The 17498-nt window shown below is 68.1% G+C and carries 15 protein-coding genes and 6 tRNA genes; 19 read left to right on the top strand and 2 right to left on the bottom strand.

Annotated features, from left to right (window positions below; genetic code table 11):
• The 18 genes from AC07O8_RS24295 to AC07O8_RS24210 form a co-directional block, all read left to right on the top strand.
• The coding region (locus AC07O8_RS24295) for a motility hub landmark protein FimV (RefSeq protein WP_495050495.1) at positions 1 to 2158 on the top strand (2158 nt) is incomplete at its 5' end.
• 137 nt (positions 2159 to 2295) lie between these two features.
• On the top strand, positions 2296 to 3078 hold the full coding sequence (truA, locus tag AC07O8_RS24290; protein ID WP_495050494.1) for a tRNA pseudouridine(38-40) synthase TruA: 783 nt from the start codon (positions 2296 to 2298) through the stop codon (positions 3076 to 3078).
• A gap of 22 nt (positions 3079 to 3100) precedes the next feature.
• Entirely contained in the window at positions 3101 to 3736 is a 636-nt protein-coding gene (locus AC07O8_RS24285; protein ID WP_495050493.1) for a phosphoribosylanthranilate isomerase, read from the top strand.
• 70 nt (positions 3737 to 3806) lie between these two features.
• Positions 3807 to 5129, top strand: coding sequence for a tryptophan synthase subunit beta (gene trpB / locus AC07O8_RS24280; protein ID WP_495050492.1), 1323 nt, complete (start codon positions 3807 to 3809; stop codon positions 5127 to 5129).
• Positions 5126 to 5923 carry a tryptophan synthase subunit alpha gene (gene trpA / locus AC07O8_RS24275; protein WP_495050491.1) on the top strand — a complete coding sequence of 266 codons (798 nt, stop codon included), beginning with the start codon at positions 5126 to 5128 and terminating at the stop codon, positions 5921 to 5923. Before trpB ends, trpA begins: the two co-directional genes overlap by 4 nt.
• Before the next feature lie 50 nt (positions 5924 to 5973).
• Positions 5974 to 6846 carry an acetyl-CoA carboxylase, carboxyltransferase subunit beta gene (gene accD, locus AC07O8_RS24270; protein WP_495050490.1) on the top strand — a complete coding sequence of 291 codons (873 nt, stop codon included), beginning with the start codon at positions 5974 to 5976 and terminating at the stop codon, positions 6844 to 6846.
• A 172-nt stretch (positions 6847 to 7018) separates the two neighbouring features.
• The gene (gene folC, locus AC07O8_RS24265) at positions 7019 to 8365 is read left to right on the top strand and encodes a bifunctional tetrahydrofolate synthase/dihydrofolate synthase (protein ID WP_495050489.1); all 1347 of its coding nucleotides are present in this window, start codon (positions 7019 to 7021) and stop codon (positions 8363 to 8365) included.
• A gap of 164 nt (positions 8366 to 8529) precedes the next feature.
• Positions 8530 to 9501 (top strand): SPOR domain-containing protein, encoded by a 972-nt coding sequence (locus AC07O8_RS24260; protein WP_495050488.1) that lies wholly within the window; start codon positions 8530 to 8532, stop codon positions 9499 to 9501.
• Positions 9502 to 9572: 71 nt separating this feature from the next.
• Complete coding sequence (locus AC07O8_RS24255) at positions 9573 to 10061, top strand: CvpA family protein (protein ID WP_495050487.1); 489 nt, start codon at positions 9573 to 9575, stop codon at positions 10059 to 10061.
• A gap of 93 nt (positions 10062 to 10154) precedes the next feature.
• A complete protein-coding gene (gene purF, locus AC07O8_RS24250) occupies positions 10155 to 11666 on the top strand; it encodes an amidophosphoribosyltransferase (protein WP_495050486.1) in 1512 nt (503 codons plus the stop codon).
• A complete protein-coding gene (locus AC07O8_RS24245; protein ID WP_495050485.1) occupies positions 11666 to 12901 on the top strand; it encodes an O-succinylhomoserine sulfhydrylase in 1236 nt (411 codons plus the stop codon). The genes purF and AC07O8_RS24245 overlap by 1 nt, the downstream gene beginning before the upstream one ends.
• On the top strand, positions 12898 to 14298 hold the full coding sequence (gltX, locus tag AC07O8_RS24240; protein WP_495050484.1) for a glutamate--tRNA ligase: 1401 nt from the start codon (positions 12898 to 12900) through the stop codon (positions 14296 to 14298). The genes AC07O8_RS24245 and gltX overlap by 4 nt, the downstream gene beginning before the upstream one ends.
• Before the next feature lie 143 nt (positions 14299 to 14441).
• Positions 14442 to 14517 (top strand) — tRNA-Ala (locus AC07O8_RS24235).
• A 43-nt stretch (positions 14518 to 14560) separates the two neighbouring features.
• Positions 14561 to 14636, top strand: a tRNA-Glu gene (locus AC07O8_RS24230).
• Between the two features lie 182 nt (positions 14637 to 14818).
• Positions 14819 to 14895 (top strand) — tRNA-Asp (locus tag AC07O8_RS24225).
• Between the two features lie 47 nt (positions 14896 to 14942).
• A tRNA-Ala gene (locus AC07O8_RS24220) sits at positions 14943 to 15018 on the top strand.
• A gap of 61 nt (positions 15019 to 15079) precedes the next feature.
• Positions 15080 to 15155 (top strand) — tRNA-Glu (locus AC07O8_RS24215).
• A gap of 102 nt (positions 15156 to 15257) precedes the next feature.
• Positions 15258 to 15334: transfer RNA gene (locus AC07O8_RS24210), tRNA-Asp, on the top strand.
• Between the two features lie 101 nt (positions 15335 to 15435).
• Here the strand turns inward: AC07O8_RS24210 and AC07O8_RS24205 are convergent.
• Positions 15436 to 15741, bottom strand: a complete 306-nt coding sequence (locus tag AC07O8_RS24205) for a helix-hairpin-helix domain-containing protein (protein WP_297531391.1) — start codon at positions 15739 to 15741, stop codon at positions 15436 to 15438.
• Positions 15742 to 15757: 16 nt separating this feature from the next.
• The gene (lexA, locus tag AC07O8_RS24200) at positions 15758 to 16435 is read right to left on the bottom strand and encodes a transcriptional repressor LexA (protein ID WP_495050483.1); all 678 of its coding nucleotides are present in this window, start codon (positions 16433 to 16435) and stop codon (positions 15758 to 15760) included.
• A 113-nt stretch (positions 16436 to 16548) separates the two neighbouring features.
• Here lexA and AC07O8_RS24195 point away from each other — a divergent pair, with 113 nt between their 5' ends.
• Positions 16549 to 17484: an asparaginase gene (locus tag AC07O8_RS24195; protein ID WP_495050482.1), complete on the top strand. Its 936-nt coding sequence runs from the start codon at positions 16549 to 16551 to the stop codon at positions 17482 to 17484.
• The last annotated feature ends 14 nt before the right edge of the window (positions 17485 to 17498 follow it).

Raw genomic sequence — 17498 nt, 5'->3', positions numbered from 1 at the left:
CGCCACGGCCCGCGCGCCGCGTCCGTCGCCGCCGGCCCCGTCGCCCGCCGCGCCGGCCACGCCCGGCTCTGAGTACACCGTGCAACCCGGCGATACGCTGTCGCGCATCGCGGGTCGCACCCAGCCGTCCGGCGTCTCGCTGGACCAGATGCTGGTCGGCCTGTACCGCAGCAATCCGGACGCGTTCATCAACCAGAACATGAACCGGCTGAAGTCGGGCGCCGTCCTGTCGGTGCCGGGCAGCGAGTCGGTCCAGTCGATCACGCCGCAGGAAGCGCGCCGCGTCATCCAGGCGCAGAGCAGCGATTTCGGCGGTTACCGCCAGCGTCTGGCGGAAGGCGCGCCGGCCCTGAAGGCCGACGAGAACAGCCGGCAGGCCAAGGGCTCGGTGCAGGCCGCCGTCGAAGACCGCAAGCCCGCCAACTCGGCGGCACCGGACAAGCTGACCCTGAGCAAGCCCAGCGGCGTGCCCGGCGTCGAGTCCAAGGTGTCGAAGGACACCGAGAAAAAGGATTCGGCGGCCAGAGTGGCCGAGCTGACGCGCAACGTCGAAGAGCTGAAGAAGCTGTCGAGCGCCGCCTCGAAGCCGAATACTGCGCCGACCACGGCCGCCGCGCCGGCGCCCGCGCCCACGCCGGCTCCGACGCCCGCACCGGCTCCGGCCCCCGCCCCGGCGGTGGTGCCGCCGGTGACCGTCGCCGCCAACGTGCCGGCGGCTGCATCGGAGGCGCCCGCCGCTTCCGCACCGGCATCGGCCGCCGTGGCTGAAGCCGCGGCGTCGCGCCCGCTCGCCGCCTCGGCACCGCGCGCCGTGCCGGCGCCCAGGCCCGAACCTGAAGAACCCGGCTTCCTGGACTCGCTGAGCGACTACCTGCCCGCGCTCGTCGCTGCCTTGGCCGTGATCGCCGGCGGCATCGGCTACAACCGCTGGCGCGCGCGCCGCGACGCGGCCTCGCGTTCCGAAACCGCCTTCGCGGAAAGCCGTCTGGCGCCGGATTCGTTCTTCGGTCACAGCGGCGGCCAACGCGTCGACACGCGCGATGCGTCGACGACCGGCCAGTCGTCGATGAGCTATTCGCTGAGCCAGCTCGATGCGATCGGCGACGTCGATCCGGTCGCCGAAGCCGACGTCTACCTGGCCTACGGCCGCGACCTGCAGGCCGAGGAAATCCTGAAGGAAGCGCTGCGCGCGAATCCGGAGCGTCTGGCCATCCGCCTGAAGCTGCTGGAGGTCTACGGCAAGCGCCGCGACATCAAGGGCTTCGAGCAACTGGCCGTGCAGCTGTATGCCGAGACGAAGGGGCAAGGCGAGGACTGGGCGAAGGTCCAGGAACTCGGCCGCCAGGCCGATCCGGAAAATCCGCTGTACCAGCCCGGCGGTGCGCCGACGATGTTCGAGAACGACGACGAGCGTCCCGAGCCGATGAACGCGAGCACGCTGCCCGCGACCGGTCTGGCGCATCCCGGCGGTGGCGCGCTGGCCCGCGCCGCGGCGACCGCCGCGGCGGGTGTCGCGGCCACCCCGCGCGATGGCGGCCCGTCCAGCTTGATGGACCTGGATCTGGATCTGGACCTGGGTTCGCCGCCCGCGCCGGCTCCGGCGATGGCCGCCACGCAGGCGCTGCCGTCGGCCGCCAGCCAGGCGCCCATGAACATGGATCTGGACCTGAGCACGCCGCCGCCGGCACCAACCGCCGCCAGCGCCCGTGAACTCGAGTTCGACCTCGGCGATCTGGACGACCTGGGCGGCAGCACGCCGGCCTCGGCCCCTGCGCAGGATCCCTCGTCGCTGGACTTCGACCTGTCGAGCATCGACCTGGATCTGCCGACCGACGCGCCCGCCAGCCGTGACGAGCGCACCCTCGGCAAGGTGAACGAGATCGAGGACGTCACGTCGATCGATCTGCCGGATCTGGACGCGCTGCCCGAGGCCAAGCCGGTGGCACGGGACACGATGAGCCTGGACGACCTGGGCGTCGACCTCGACAGCATCGACCCGAACGACGACGAGGCGCTGCAGCGTCAGCTGGAACTGGCCGAGGAGTTCCGCCAGATCGGCGACACCGAAGGCGCTCGCGACGTGCTGCAGGAGCTGGTCGGCAAGGCCGACGGCCCGATGCGCGCCCGCGCCCAGCAGATGCTGGACCAGCTCCGCTGATCAGCCCGTCAATCCGCTCACTGATCAGCTGCGCAGACCGGCTTCGTTACACTGCGAGCGGTTCACGACAAGGCGCTCGGCCTGGCCGGGCGCCTTTCCTTTTTGGCGTTCACTTTCCCTGAGATCCGGAGATCCGCATGCGCGTGGCGCTGGGCGTGAGTTACCGCGGCGAGGCCTACAAGGGCTGGCAGAGCCAGCCCGGCGGCGGCACTGTCCAGGACGCGCTGGAGTCGGCGCTGGCGCAGTTCGTCGCGCAGCCGGTCCGCACGATCTGCGCCGGCCGCACCGACACCGGCGTCCACGGCTTGAACCAGGTCGTCCACTTCGACTCGCCGGTGGAGCGCGAGGTGTTCTCGTGGGTCCGTGGCGTCAACCGCTATCTGCCGCGCGACATCGCGGTCCAGTGGGCCGCGTTTCCCGGCGAGGACTTCCATGCGCGCAATTGGGCGCGCGGCCGCCGCTACTGGTACCTGCTGCTGGAGTCGAACGTGCGGCCTTCCATCCAGGCCGGCGGGGTCGGCTGGACCTTCCGTCCGCTGGACGGCGACGCGATGCGCGACGCGGCCTCGCGGCTGGTCGGCGAACACGACTTCAGTTCCTTCCGTTCCGCCGAGTGCCAGGCGGCATCGCCGGTGAAGATCCTGCGCGGCATCGAGATCCACAAGCGAGGCCCGTACTGGCGCTTCGAGTTCGACGGCATCGCCTTCCTGCATCACATGATCCGCAACATCATGGGCTGCCTGATCGCCGTCGGCGCCGGGCAGAAACCGCCGTCGTGGATGGACCAGGTGCTCGCCGCGCGCTCCCGCGATGCCGCGGCGCCGACCTTTCCGCCGGACGGGCTGTACTTCGTCGGCCCGAGCTACGACGATCACCTGAACCTGCCGCGCCACACGGCGGCGATGGACTGGCTGCCTTGATGCCGTATCGAACGAATCCGACATGACCCGCACCCGAATCAAGATCTGCGGACTGACCCGCGAAGCCGATGTCGATGCTGCCGTCGAGGCGGGCGCCGACGCGATCGGTCTGGTCTTCTACGAGAACAGCCCGCGCGCCGTCAGCATCGAGCGCGCTGCCGAACTGGCGCGGCGTCTGCCGCCGTTCGTGACGCCGGTGGGGCTGTTCGTCAACGCGTCGCCCGAGGCGATCCAGGCGGCGCTGGCCGCGATCCCGACGCTGGCGCTGCAGTTCCACGGCGACGAAACGCCCGAGGACTGCGACCGCTGGGCGCGTCCCTATCTGCGCGCAGCACGGATGGCGCCGGGCTTCGATTTGCTAGACTTCGCGTCTCGGTTCTCCCACGCCCAGGCCGTGCTGGTCGACGCCTTCGTCGACGGCTACGGTGGCGGCGGAAAGGTCTTCGATTGGTCACTGCTGCCTCCAAGCGTTCCCTCTCCGGTCGTTTTGTCTGGTGGGTTGAGTGCAGCCAACGTGATCGATGGCGTGCTGAAGGTGCGGCCCTGGGCCGTTGACGTCAGCTCCGGCGTGGAGGCCTCCAAGGGCCTCAAGGACGCCGGCAAGATCCGCCAGTTCTGCGATGCCGTGCGCGAGGCCGACCGCCTGAAGTCGGCTTGAATCCCCGCTCCTGGTCGCTCCGTGCGGCCCCTGCGGATTCGCGCGCGGGCATCCTCATTGAGGACCCCTCATGTCCAAGACTCTGAATCCCTCCGCGACCCCGTTCGTGACCGGCCCGCTCGCGGGCTATGCGCAGCCTGACGCGCAAGGCCGTTTCGGCCCCGTGTCCACGGAAAACGCTCACGGCTACTACGGCGGCCGCTTCGTCGCCGAGACGCTGATCCACGCGCTCGACGAACTCAACGAGGCCTACGCCCGCTACAGCCAGGACCCGGAGTTCATCCGCGAGTTCCAGTACGAGCTGGCGCACTTCGTCGGCCGGCCGAGTCCGATCTATCACGCCAAGCGACTGAGCAGCGAGCTCGGCGGCGCGCAGATCTTCCTCAAGCGCGAGGACCTGAACCACACCGGCGCGCACAAGGTCAACAACACCATCGGCCAGGCGCTGCTGGCCCGCCGCATGGGCAAGAAGCGTGTCATCGCGGAAACCGGCGCCGGCCAGCACGGCGTCGCCACCGCGACGATCTGCGCCCGCTACGGCATGGAGTGCGTGGTGTACATGGGCTCCGAGGACGTGAAGCGCCAGTCGCCCAACGTCTACCGGATGCACCTGCTGGGCGCGCGCGTCGTGCCGGTGGAGTCGGGCTCGAAGACGCTGAAGGATGCGCTCAACGAAGCGATGCGCGACTGGGTCACCAACATCGAGTCGACCTTCTACATCATCGGCACCGTGGCCGGCCCGCACCCGTATCCGATGATGGTGCGCGACTTCCAGCGCGTCATCGGCGACGAGTGCCTCGTGCAGATGCCCGAGATGACCGGCAGACAGCCCGACGCCGTCATCGCCTGCGTCGGCGGCGGCAGCAACGCGATCGGGATCTTCTATCCGTACATCCCGCACGCGGACGTGCGCCTGATCGGCGTCGAGGCCGCGGGGCAGGGCGTCGACACGCCCAAGCATGCGGCGACGCTGAGCGCCGGGTCTCCCGGCGTGCTGCACGGCAACCGGACCTACCTGCTGCAGGACGGCGCGGGCCAGATCATCGAGACGCACTCGATCTCCGCCGGCCTGGACTACCCCGGCGTCGGCCCCGAGCACGCCTACCTGAAGGACATCGGCCGCGCCGAATACGTCGGCGCCACCGATGCCGAGGCGCTCGCCGCCTTCCACCGGCTGTGCCGCACCGAGGGCATCATCCCCGCGCTCGAGTCGAGCCACGCGCTGGCGCACGCGATCAAGCTCGCGCCGACGATGCGGCCCGACCAGCACCTGCTGGTCAACCTGTCCGGCCGCGGGGACAAGGACATCGGCACCGTCGCCGACCTGTCGGGCGCCGAGTACTTCGACCGGCCGTCGATGGCCGGCCACGCCGTGAAGGGAGCTGCGCAATGAGCCGCATCGCCGCCACCTTCGCCCGTCTGGGCGCCCAAGGCCGCAAGGCGCTGATCCCCTATGTCACCGCCGGCGACCCGTATGCGGACGTCACCGTCGAGCTGATGCTGGCGATGGCCCAGGCCGGCGCCGATGTGATCGAACTCGGCGTGCCGTTCTCCGACCCGATGGCCGACGGGCCGGTGATCCAGAAGGCCAGCGAACGGGCGCTGGCCAAGGGCATCACGCTGACGCATGTGCTGGAGATCGTCCGCGACTTCCGCCGGCAGGATGACGCGACGCCCGTCGTGCTGATGGGCTACGCGAACCCGGTCGAGCGCTTCGGCCTGGCGCGCTTCGTCGCCGAGGCCAAGGCCGCGGGCGTCGACGGCGTGCTGATCGTCGACTACCCGCCCGAGGAGTCCGAGGCCTTCGCCGCCGCGCTCAAGGGGCAGGGGCTGGATCCGATCTTCCTGCTCGCGCCGACCTCCACCGACGAGCGCGTCGCCCGCATCGGCCAGCTCGCCAGCGGCTACGTCTACTACGTCTCCCTCAAGGGCGTGACCGGCGCCGGCCACCTGGACACCGGCGCCGTCGCCGACGCGATGCCCCGCCTGCGCAAGCACGTGAGCATCCCGCTGGGGGTCGGTTTCGGCATCCGCGACGGGGCCACCGCGGCCGCCGTGGCGCGCCATGCGGACGCGGTGGTGATCGGTTCGGCCCTCGTCCAGCTGATCGAGTCCCAGACAAGGGATAATGTCGCGATCCAGGCGGCGGCCTTCATCCGAGACATCCGCGCCGCGCTGGACGCCTGACGGGGCGAGCGGCCCCGTTGCGCGCCTGGCGATAGACATAGGAGCCCGCCATGAGTTGGCTTGAGAAACTGCTTCCCCCGAAGATCCAGCAGACCGACCCCGACCAGCGCCGCACGGTGCCGGAAGGCCTGTGGATCAAGTGCCCGTCCTGCGAAACGGTGCTGTACAAGACCGACCTCGAGCAGAACGTCAACGTCTGCCCCAAGTGCGGTCACCACCACCGCATCGGCGCCCGCGCCCGCCTGGACGCGTTCCTGGACGGCGAGGGCCGCTACGAGGTCGGCCAGGAAGTGCTGCCCGTGGACGCGCTGAAGTTCAAGGACAGCAAGAAGTATCCGGACCGGCTCAAGGAAGCGCTGGAATCGACCGGCGAGACCGACGCCCTGGTCGTCATGGGCGGCGCGGTGATGAGCATCCCGGTCGTGACGGCCTGCTTCGAGTTCGACTTCATGGGCGGCTCGATGGGCTCCGTGGTCGGCGAGCGCTTCGCGCGTGGCGTCGAGGCCGCGCTGGAACAGAAGACCCCCTTCATCTGCTTCACCGCCACCGGCGGCGCGCGGATGCAGGAGGGGCTGCTGTCGCTGATGCAGATGGCCAAGTCCAACGCCGCGCTCACGCGCCTGGCCAAGGCGAAGCTGCCCTATGTCAGCGTGCTGACCGACCCGACCATGGGCGGTGTGTCGGCGAGCTTCGCGTTCGTCGGCGACATCGTCATCGCCGAACCCAAGGCGCTGATCGGCTTCGCCGGCCCGCGCGTGATCGAGAACACCGTGCGCGAGAAGCTGCCTCCCGGCTTCCAGCGCGCCGAGTTCCTGATGGAGAAGGGCGCCATCGACATGATCGTCGACCGCCGCAAGCTGCGCGAGGTCATCGCTCGCAACCTGGCCATCCTGCAGCGGCAGAGCTCCGACGCGGTCGCCTGACGTCGCGACGGCGAACCACCCCGGGGGTGGTGACGGCACTCAGCACGGCCAGACCACGCCCGGTCTGGCCGTCTTCATTTGAGCCTTGGAATTCCTGATGTCCTCCTCTTCGCCATCCTCTTTGCCATCCTCTTCGCCAGATTCGTCCCCTCCGAACGATCTTTCCATTCCCGTGCTGGTGCCCGGCGGAGATGCGCAGCAGGTGCTCGACGCCTGGCTGGCCCGCTGCGAGCGGCTTCACCCGAAAGAGATCGACATGACGCTGGCGCGCGTCGCCGAGATGCGCCAGCGCCTGAACCTGCACTTCGGCCCGGACACGCCGGTCGTGATGGTCGCGGGCACGAACGGCAAGGGCTCGACCTGCGCGATGCTGGAAAGCGTCGCGCTGCAGGCCGGGTACCGCGTCGGCCTCTACATCAAGCCGCATCTGGTGCACTTCCAGGAACGCTGCCGCGTCGGCGGCCGCCCGGTCGATGCCGCAGCGCTGCTGCCGCACTTCGAAGCCGTGGAGCAGGCCCGCGGCGACCTGGCGCTGACCTATTTCGAATTCACGACGCTGGCGATCCTCCACAAGCTGGCGTCGGAGCCGCTGGACCTGGTGATCCTGGAGGTCGGCCTGGGGGGGCGCCTGGACGCGGTGAACGTGATCGACGCGGACTGCAGCGTCATCACCAGCATCGACCTGGATCACACCGAGTACCTCGGCCCGGACCGCGAGTCCGTGGGCCGCGAGAAGGCGCACATCATGCGGCCCGGCAAGCCGGCGATCGTGTCCGATCCGATGCCGCCGGCCTCGATCGCGGCGTACGCCGAATCGATCGGCGCGGAAGTGCGCCAACTCGGGCGCGATTTCAGCTATTCGGGCGATCGCCAGCAATGGCAGTGGGCCGGACGCGCGCGGCGCTACAGCGGCATGTCCTACCCGGCGCTGCGCGGCGTCAACCAGTTGCTGAACGCCTCCGGCGTGCTCGCGGTGTTCGAGGCCCTGTACGAGCGTCTCCCGATCTCCGCGCAGGCCGTGCGCGCGGGGCTGGCGCTGGTCGAGCTGCCGGGGCGCTTCCAGGTGATCCCGGGCTCGCCGATGCTGGTGCTGGACGTGGCGCACAACCCGCACGCCGTGGCCGCGCTGGCGCAGAACCTCGACCAGATGGGTTTCTACCCGCGCACCCGTGCCGTCTTCGGCGCGATGGCGGACAAGGACCTCGCCAACATCCTGGCGCGCATCGCTCCGCTGATCGACCACTGGCATTTCTGCGACTTGCCGATCGCGCGTGCGGCGACCGCCCAGGCGCTGCGGACGCGTTTCGACGAGGCGCGGGCGGCCGGCACGCTGCAGACGCCGAAGGCGGTGGGCGCCTCGCTGCATCCGGACCCCGCGTCGGCCCTGGCCGCAGCGGCGGCCGAGGCGGACCCCGCTGATAGAATTTTGGTCTTCGGTTCGTTCTTCACCGTGGGCGGCGTGCTCAAGAACGGCATCCCGAGACTGGGCGGCGGCGTCCAGCCGGAATCCGACGCTTGACGGACGCGGCAGTGAGCGCATCGCAACGCTGCATTCGAATCTCTCGCAGTTGAAGTCGGCGGCCCTGTCCGTACCTACGGAGGGGCCGCTTTCCGCTCCGGGGCCCTGGGTCCCGAGGGCACTCCCGCGGCGACGGCGCGGCATCAACCAGGTTCTCCGAGTACATGGGTTTTCTGTCCTTCCTGAAGCGCGGCGAAGCGAACGACTCCGGCGACCGAGGCGGCGATCGTGGTGAACGGGGCCGTTCCGGCGATGGCGGACGGGGGCGTTCCCGCGGCGGCGCGGAGGCCGTCGACGATGTCCAGCAACTGCGCCTGCGGGCACGCCGGCGCCTGATCGGCGCCGCGGTGCTGGTGGGCGTCGCGGTGATCGTGTTCCCGCTGCTGTTCGAGACCCAGCCGCGTCCGATCCCGGTCGACCTGCCCATCGACATCCCGCGCAAGGACGGCGCGACGCCGCTGACCATTCCCGCGCCGACCGCGCCCACCTCCCGCGGCCAGACCGCCGGCGGCGACGCCGGTCGCGGCATCATCACCGAGTCCGCCGAGCAGGCCGCCGCCGACCGGGCGGTCCCGCCGCCGGAAGCGCCGCGTGATCCAGTGGCTGACCAGGTCGCCCAGGCCATGCCGCCGACGCGCATGGACACCAAGCCCGACGAGCGCGCGACCATCGCCGAGCCGGCCCGCCCGGCGCGCGTCGAGACCAAGCCTGAGCACAAGCCCGAGGCCCGACCCGAGACCAAGCCGGAGCGCAAGCCCGAGGCCAAGGTCGAAGCCAAGCCGGAACGCAAGCCCGATCCGAAGCCGGAATCCAAGCCGGACACGCGCTCGGCCGATGCCGCCCGCGCGCAGGCGCTGCTGGACGGGCGTTCATCGTCCGAGAAGAAGCCGGAAGCCGCCGCTTCCGGCGCGCGGTTCATCGTGCAGGTCGGCGCCTACGCCGACGGCAAGGCGGCGCAGGACGTTCGCGCGAAGGTCGAGCGCATGGGCCTCAAGACCTACACGCAGGCGGTCGACACGGCGGACGGCAAGCGCATCCGCGTGCGGGTGGGACCGTTCAATTCGAGGGACGAGGCGGACAAGGTCGCGGCGAAGGTCCGCGGCGGCGGGCTGTCGTCGGCCGTGCTGACGCTCTGACGGGCCGGCACGGAGCACGTCACGATGCTGCACGACCATGAACACACCTCAGCGCACGTCCGATCACCGCGATGAACTGGGTCGACCTCGCGCTGCTGAGCCTGCTCGTCATCTCCGTCCTGCTGGGCGCGTGGCGCGGGCTGGTGTTCGAATTGATGACCATCGCCGGCTGGCTGGTGGCCTATGCGGCCTCGCCCTTCGTGGCACCGTTCATCGAAGGTCTGCTGCCGGCGGAGAAGATCGGCCCGGCGCTGATCCACGCGGTCGGCCTGGTGCTGGCCTTCATCCTGGTGCTGCTGATCTGGGGCCTGGGCGCGAAGCTGATCCGCGCGTTGATCCATGCGACGCCGCTGGGCGTGCTGGACCGGCTCGGCGGCGCGGCCTTCGGCGTGCTGCGCGCGGCGTTGCTGGCGCTGCTGGCGACCGTCATCGTCGACATGACCCCGGCCGTGCGGTCGCGCCCATGGGCGGAATCCCGGATCGCTCCCTGGCTGCAAGCCACCCTCACGCAGGTGAAGCCGCTGTTGCCCGCGGCCCTGCAGGACTACATTCCGGCCTGAGCGTCACGAACGCTCCGGCCGTCGCCTTTCTCGTTGTTCTTTCGTCGTTTTCTCGTCGTTTTCCTCCTGTTCCCGAAGCATTAAGGACCTCCCATGTGCGGCATCGTCGGTGTGATTTCCAAGGCGCCGGTCAACCAGCTGATCTATGACGCGCTGCTGCTGCTGCAGCATCGCGGCCAGGACGCGGCCGGCATCGTCACGATGCAGGGTCAGAAGTGCTTCATGCACAAGGCGCGCGGCATGGTGCGCGACGTGTTCCGCACCCGCAACATGCGCGGGCTGCCCGGCAGCGTCGGCCTCGGCCAGGTCCGTTATCCGACGGCTGGCAACGCCTATTCCGAGGAAGAGGCGCAGCCGTTCTACGTCAACGCGCCTTACGGCATCGTGCTGGTCCACAACGGCAACCTGACCAACGCGCATGCGCTGAAGGCCGAGCTGTTCGACGTCGATCGCCGCCACATCAACACCGAGAGCGACACCGAGGTCCTGATCAACGTGCTCGCGCATGAGCTCGAGATGGCCGGCCGCGACCTGCCGTTGACACCGGCGCAGATCTTCAAGGCCGTGGGCACCGTGCACAAGCGCATCAAGGGCTCCTACGCCGTGATCGCGCTGATCGCCGGCCACGGTCTGCTCGCGTTCCGCGACCCGTACGGCATCCGCCCGCTGTGCTTCGGGCAGGCGGCCGACGGCGAGGTCATGGTCGCCAGCGAGAGCGTGGCACTCGAAGGCACCGGCCACGTGCTCACGCGCGACCTCGCGCCCGGCGAGGCCCTGTTCATCGACACCGCCGGCACGGTCCACACGCAGCAGTGCGCCGAGCACCCGACGCTGAATCCCTGCATGTTCGAGTTCGTCTACCTGGCGCGCCCGGACTCGGTGATGGACGGCATCTCGGTCTACCAGGCCCGCCTGAACATGGGCGAGACGCTGGCCCAGCGCCTGATCTCGACGATCCCGCCGAGCGAGATCGACGTCGTCATCCCCATCCCAGAATCCAGCCGCCCGTCGGCGATGCAGCTCGCGCACCGCATCGGCAAGCCGTACCGCGAGGGCTTCGTCAAGAACCGCTACGTCGGCCGGACTTTCATCATGCCGGGCCAGTCCACGCGCAAGAAGTCGGTGCGCCAGAAGCTCAATGCGATCGGCCTCGAGTTCAAGGGCCGCAACGTGCTGCTGGTCGACGACTCCATCGTGCGCGGCACGACGTCCAAGGAAATCGTCCAGATGGCCCGCGAGGCCGGCGCGAACAAGGTCTACCTGGCTTCGGCCGCGCCGCCGGTGCGCTTCCCCAACGTCTACGGCATCGACATGCCGACCAAGGAAGAGCTGATCGCCCATGGCCGCTCGATCGAGGAGATCCGCCAGTTCATCGGCGCCGACGCGCTGATCTACCAGGACGTCGACGCGATGAAGCGCGTGGTCGGCCAGCTCCGTCCGGGGTTGAACGGCTTCGAGGCCTCCTGTTTCGACGGCACCTACATCACCGGCGACGTGTCGGTCGAGGACTTCGCGACCATGCAGGCGCAGCGCAAGTCCCAGCCCGAGGAAGAGGACCTGCCGGCACGCAGCCGTCTGGCGCTGCAGAGCGGTGGAGACCAGTGATGGGGAATGACAAGAAGGGCGGCATCCCGCGCGTGGACCTGCCGGCGGATGTCCGGATGGACACGCTCGCCGTCCGCGAAGGCCTGCCGCCGTCGCCCTGGGGCGAGAACTCGGAAGCGCTGTACCTGACCAGCTCCTTCGTGCACCCGGACGCGGCCACCGCCGCGCGCCGATTCGCCAACGAGGAAGAGGCCTTCGTCTACAGCCGCTTCTCGAATCCGACGGTGATGATGATGGAGCGCCGGCTTGCCGCGCTCGAAGGCACCGAGGCCTGCATCGCGACCTCGTCGGGCATGTCGGCGATCATGCTGCTGGTCATGGGCCTGCTGAAGTCAGGCGACCATGTGGTCTGCTCGCGCTCGGTGTTCGGCTCGACGATCAAGCTGCTGCAGGGCGAGTTCGGGAAGTTCGGCGTCCAGACGACCTTCGTGTCGCAGACCGACCTGACCGAGTGGAAGAACGCGTTGCAGCCCAATACCAGGCTGCTGTTCGCCGAGACGCCGACCAACCCGCTGACCGAGGTCTGCGACGTCGCCGCGCTGGCGGACATCGCGCACGCGCATGGCGCGCTGCTGGCCGTCGACAACTGCTTCGCCTCCCCCGCGTTGCAGCAGCCGGCGAAGATGGGTGCGGACTTCATCATCCATTCCGGCACCAAGTACCTCGACGGCCAGGGCCGCGTGATCGCGGGCGCGATCTGCGCCTCCGCGAAACACGTCGACGAGGTGTTCACGCCGGTGATGCGGTCGGTGGGCATGTCGCTGTCGCCGTTCAACGCCTGGGTCGTGCTCAAGGGCATGGAGACGCTGTCGGTGCGCATGAAGGCGCAGACCGCCAGCGCCGCGGTGCTGGCCGAATGGCTGGAGGCGCATCCCGCCGTCGAGCGCGTCTACTACCCGGGCCTGAAGTCGCATCCGCAGCACGCGCTGGCGATGCGCCAGCAAGGCGGGCAGGGTGGGGCGGTGGTGTCGTTCATCGTCAAGGGCCGTGCGGACGACAACGGCCGTGCCGTCGCCTTCCACGTGATCGACCGGACGAAGATCTGCTCGATCACCGCCAACCTCGGCGACACCAAGACCACCATCACGCATCCGGCCAGCACCTCGCACGGCCGGCTCACCGAGCCGCAACGCCAGGCGGCCGGCATCACGCAGAGCCTGATCCGCGTCGCGGTCGGCCTGGAAGACATCGAAGACATCAAGGCCGATCTGGCCCGCGGTTTGAATTCCCTATGACGACTCCCTCCACCCCGGTCCGCACCCGCATCGCCCCGTCGCCGACGGGCTTCCTGCACCTCGGCACGGCGCGCACGGCGCTCTTCTCGTGGGCCTATGCGCGCCACCACGGCGGCGAATTCGTGCTGCGCATCGAGGACACCGACGTCGCGCGCTCGACGCAGGATTCGGTCGACCAGATCCTGGCATCGATGAAGTGGCTGGGCCTCGCGTACGACGAAGGTCCGGTCTACCAGATGCAGCGCCTGGCGCGCTATCACGCGGTGATCGAGCAGATGATCGCGACGGGCACCGCCTACCGCTGCTATTGCTCGCCCGAGGAGCTCGCCGCGATGAAGGCGGGTCAGGAGGCGCGCGGCGAGAAGCGTCGCTACGACGGCACGTGGCGTCCGGAAGCGGGCAAGACGCTGCCGGCGATCCCCGCGGGCATCGAGCCGGTGGTGCGTTTCAAGAATCCGGTCGACGGCGACGTGACCTGGGACGACCTCGTCAAGGGACCGATCACGATCAACAACCGCGAGATCGACGACCTCATCCTGCTGCGTCCGGATGGCGTGCCGACCTACAACTTCGCGGTGGTGATCGACGACTGGGACATGAAGATCACCCACGTCTTCCGCGGCGACGAGCACATCAACAACACGCCCTGGCAGATCAACCTCTTCAACGCGCTGGGCGCGTCGCTGCCGTCGTTCGGGCACATCCCGGTGATTTTGGGCGACGACGGCCTGAAGCTGTCCAAGCGCCGCGGCGCGGTCAGCGTGACCGCGTACGAGGAGAACGGCTACCTGCCCGAAGCGATGCTGAACTACCTGTCGCGCCTGGGCTGGAGTCACGGCGATGACGAGCTCTACAGCGTGGCGCAACTGGTGTCCTGGTTCGACGGCTCCCACATTTCCAAGAGCCCCGCGCAATGGGATCCGGCCAAGCTGGAATGGGTCAACGCGCATTACATCAAGCAGGCGGACGATGCGCGCTTGGCGTCGCTGGTCGCTGCCCAACTCGCCAAGCGCGGACTTGCCGCGCCGGAGCGCCTGGAAGCGATGTGCGCGCTGTTCAAGGATCGCTGCGCCACCACGGTGGCCCTGGCGGACTGGCTGGCGATGTATGTGTCGCCGGTGATGCCGACCGAGGCCGATCGCGCCCAGCATCTGACCGATGCGGTGAAGCCGGCCGTGCTGGCCTTCGCCGACAAACTCGAGGCGCTGCCGGTGTGGGACAAGGCAGCCATCAGCGGGGCCATCAAGGAAACCATCGGCGCGCATGGCTTGAAGATGCCGCAATTGGCGATTCCCGTGCGGGTGCTGGCCTGCGGTCGTTCGCAGACCCCGTCGGTGGACGCGGTGCTGGAACTTTTCGACAAAGAAATTTTGTTGAACCGCTTGCGTTCCGTTTAAAACTCGATCTATACTCTCGTTCTCGCTTGAACAGCGCGACGTTCGAAACGAACTTCGAAGCGGCAGACGATGAATCAAAACGGGGAGCGCGAGCTCCCCGATGAAATTCAAGAGCCGAAAAGAAGCCGGGTCGAATCCCCGAAGGGGGTATAGCTCAGCTGGGAGAGCGCTTGCATGGCATGCAAGAGGTCAGCGGTTCGATCCCGCTTACCTCCACCAAACTTCAGTTTGCGTGGCGCGCGGTTCAAGGGAAGAAGGTTCAGTCCCCTTCGTCTAGAGGCCTAGGACACCACCCTTTCACGGTGGCTACAGGGGTTCGAATCCCCTAGGGGACGCCAAGTTTCGAACTTGGTTGCTGACCAGAGATTGAATGAGAAAATCGAAAAATTCTTTGGAATTCGATTTGATCGTTGTCAAAATCAGGTACAGTAACGAAATCGACGCAGCGATGACATCAAGCAATTGATCGAATCAAAGCGACATGAGTTTGATGCGACGGATCGAAAGATCTTGAGTATCTGGAGTGGTAGTTCAGTTGGTTAGAATACCGGCCTGTCACGCCGGGGGTCGCGGGTTCGAGTCCCGTCCACTCCGCCAACACAGTTGAGACTCGGGCGGCGTACCGATTCGATGCGAAAGCATTCGGGGGTATAGCTCAGCTGGGAGAGCGCTTGCATGGCATGCAAGAGGTCAGCGGTTCGATCCCGCTTACCTCCACCAGAGCACCTTCGGGTGGGATGGTTGCAAGGTACACGCGGTTCGAGTCGAGACAGCAAGTCCAGTCCCCTTCGTCTAGAGGCCTAGGACACCACCCTTTCACGGTGGCTACAGGGGTTCGAATCCCCTAGGGGACGCCAAGTTTGACAAGGCTTGGCTGCATCACGGTTCTGCATGGAGCCGATGGCTTGCAGCAGAACTTGTTCGCAAATGATATCGATGCACCCAATAGCGTCGTATCTGGAGTGGTAGTTCAGTTGGTTAGAATACCGGCCTGTCACGCCGGGGGTCGCGGGTTCGAGCCCCGTCCACTCCGCCAGCATTAAAACCCTGTCGATGCAAATCGGCAGGGTTTTTTCTTTTGTGTGTTCGCTGGCGTCGTCCACTGGTTGCGCGACATTTGCTGCGACGGGTCCGAGATCAAAGATCCGGATATTCGCGCTTTCGTTGTGCCGTATAACTCCACCAATCTCGTGGTGGGCCGCCGTTCATGAAATCGACGGCGGCCATATAGGTATCCAGCACGCACGGATCGTGCCGCTGACCGGTCAGTTTGCAGATCCGTTGATACAGCGCAAAGGCATCGGCACCGACGAGATCCGCCGGCTGACGAATCCCCATCCGCTCGAAATCGCGCACCATCGCCGGTCCGATGTTGGGAATCTGCCGAAGCGACGCGCATTCCGCAGCCGAAGCCGCCTTGGTGTGCGTCTTTCGCGCGCTCATGAGGGAATCCTGGCGCTCAGTGGAAGCCGCCGGAGCGGATCAGGCCGACCGCCAGGCCCTCGATCGCAAACTGTTCGTCCGGGCTGACCTCGATCGGCTGGAAGTCGCTGTTTTCAGGCAGCAGGCGAATGCCGTCGGCATGGCGCTGGAAGCGCTTCACGGTGACCTCTTCCCCGATGCGCGCCACGACGACCTGACCGTTGCGAGCCTCGCTGATCTTCTGCACGGCGAGCAGGTCGCCGTCCACGATGCCGATGTCCTTCATGCTCATGCCTTTCACGCGCAGCAGGAAGTCCGGCGCCTTCGAGAACATCGAGGGGTCGACGCTATAGTGCTGTTCGACGTGTTCCTCGGCCAGGATGGGGGCGCCAGCGGCGACCCGGCCCACCAGCGGCAAGGTCAGCTGCGCGAGGCTCGCCAGCGGCAGCGCGAACTGGCTGTGCTCCCGCGCGCGATTGACCTGGCGCAATGCCGTCGATGGCAACCGGATCCCGCGAGCGGTGCCGCCCACCAGTTCGATGACGCCCTTGCGCGCCAAGGCCTGCAGGTGTTCCTCGGCGGCGTTGGCGGACTTGAAGCCCAGTTGCTGCGCGATCTCCGCGCGGGTGGGTGGCGAGCCGGTGCTCTCGATGCTGTCGCGGACCAGATCGAAGATCTGCTGTTGCCGGGCGGTGAGTTTGGGCGGAGTGTCCACGAGCAAGCCTTTGTTCCATTGAGGGGCGGATGTCGAAGACGAGGCGACCCGAGGGTTCGGAGGCCGCCTGAGAATTCATCCAGCATCTGGATTTTTATACAGGAGACGAGAAATTGCAAAGTGCGGCGCAGACCCTCGTGATCATCGGCACCGGCGGGACCATCGCCGGCGCTTCCGGGCGCGCGACGGACAACGTCGGCTACAAGGCCGGCTCGCTGTCGGTGGCGGCGTTGGTGGGCGCGGTGCCGGCGCTGGCGGCCAGGGCGCTCGAGGCTGAGCAACTGGCGCAGCTCGACAGCAAGGACATGGATCACGCGACCTGGGCCCGCCTCGCGCGCCGGGTGCGGGCGCATCTGGATCGCCCCGAGGTGCGCGGCATCGTGATCACGCACGGCACCGACACGCTGGAGGAGACCGCCTACCTGCTGCAGCGCGTGCTCGCGCCCGAGAAGCCGGTCGTCCTGACGGCGGCGATGCGCCCGGCGACGGCCATCCAGGCGGATGGTCCGCAGAACCTGCTCGACGCGGTGGCCGTGGCCGAGGCCGACGACGTGCGCGGTGTCGTCGCGGTCGTTGCGGGGAAGGTGTGGTCGGGCTTGGAGCTGCGCAAGACGCACACCTACCGCCTCGATGCCTTCGAGGCCGGGCCCGACGCCGGGCCGCTGGCCGTGGTGGAGGAGGGGATCGTGCGCCGCTTCCGCGATTGGCCCCAGGGCGAGGCCTTGAGCGCGACCTTGCTGCCCGAGGACGCTTCGCGCTGGCCGTGGGTCGAGGTGCTGGTCAGCCACGGCGGGGCCGACGCGCGCGCCCTGGAGGCCTGGCGTGCCGCGGGGCTCCAGGGGCTGGTGCTGGCCTGCACCGGGAACGGCACGCTGAACCGCGCGCTCGATGCGCCGGTCCAGGCGCTCAAGGACGCCGGCATCCCGGTCTGGCGCACGACGCGATGCGCGCAGGGGCGCATCGTCGGCGCGAGCGACGAACCCGCGGCCGCGCTGTCGCCCTGGGCGGCGCGCATCGAATTGATGCTCACGCTGCTGCGGCCGCGCTGATCCCGTCGCGCATC

Source organism: Roseateles sp. GW821-FHT09G09 (assembly GCF_059415965.1).
This window is presented reverse-complemented; position numbering and strand designations above follow the sequence as displayed.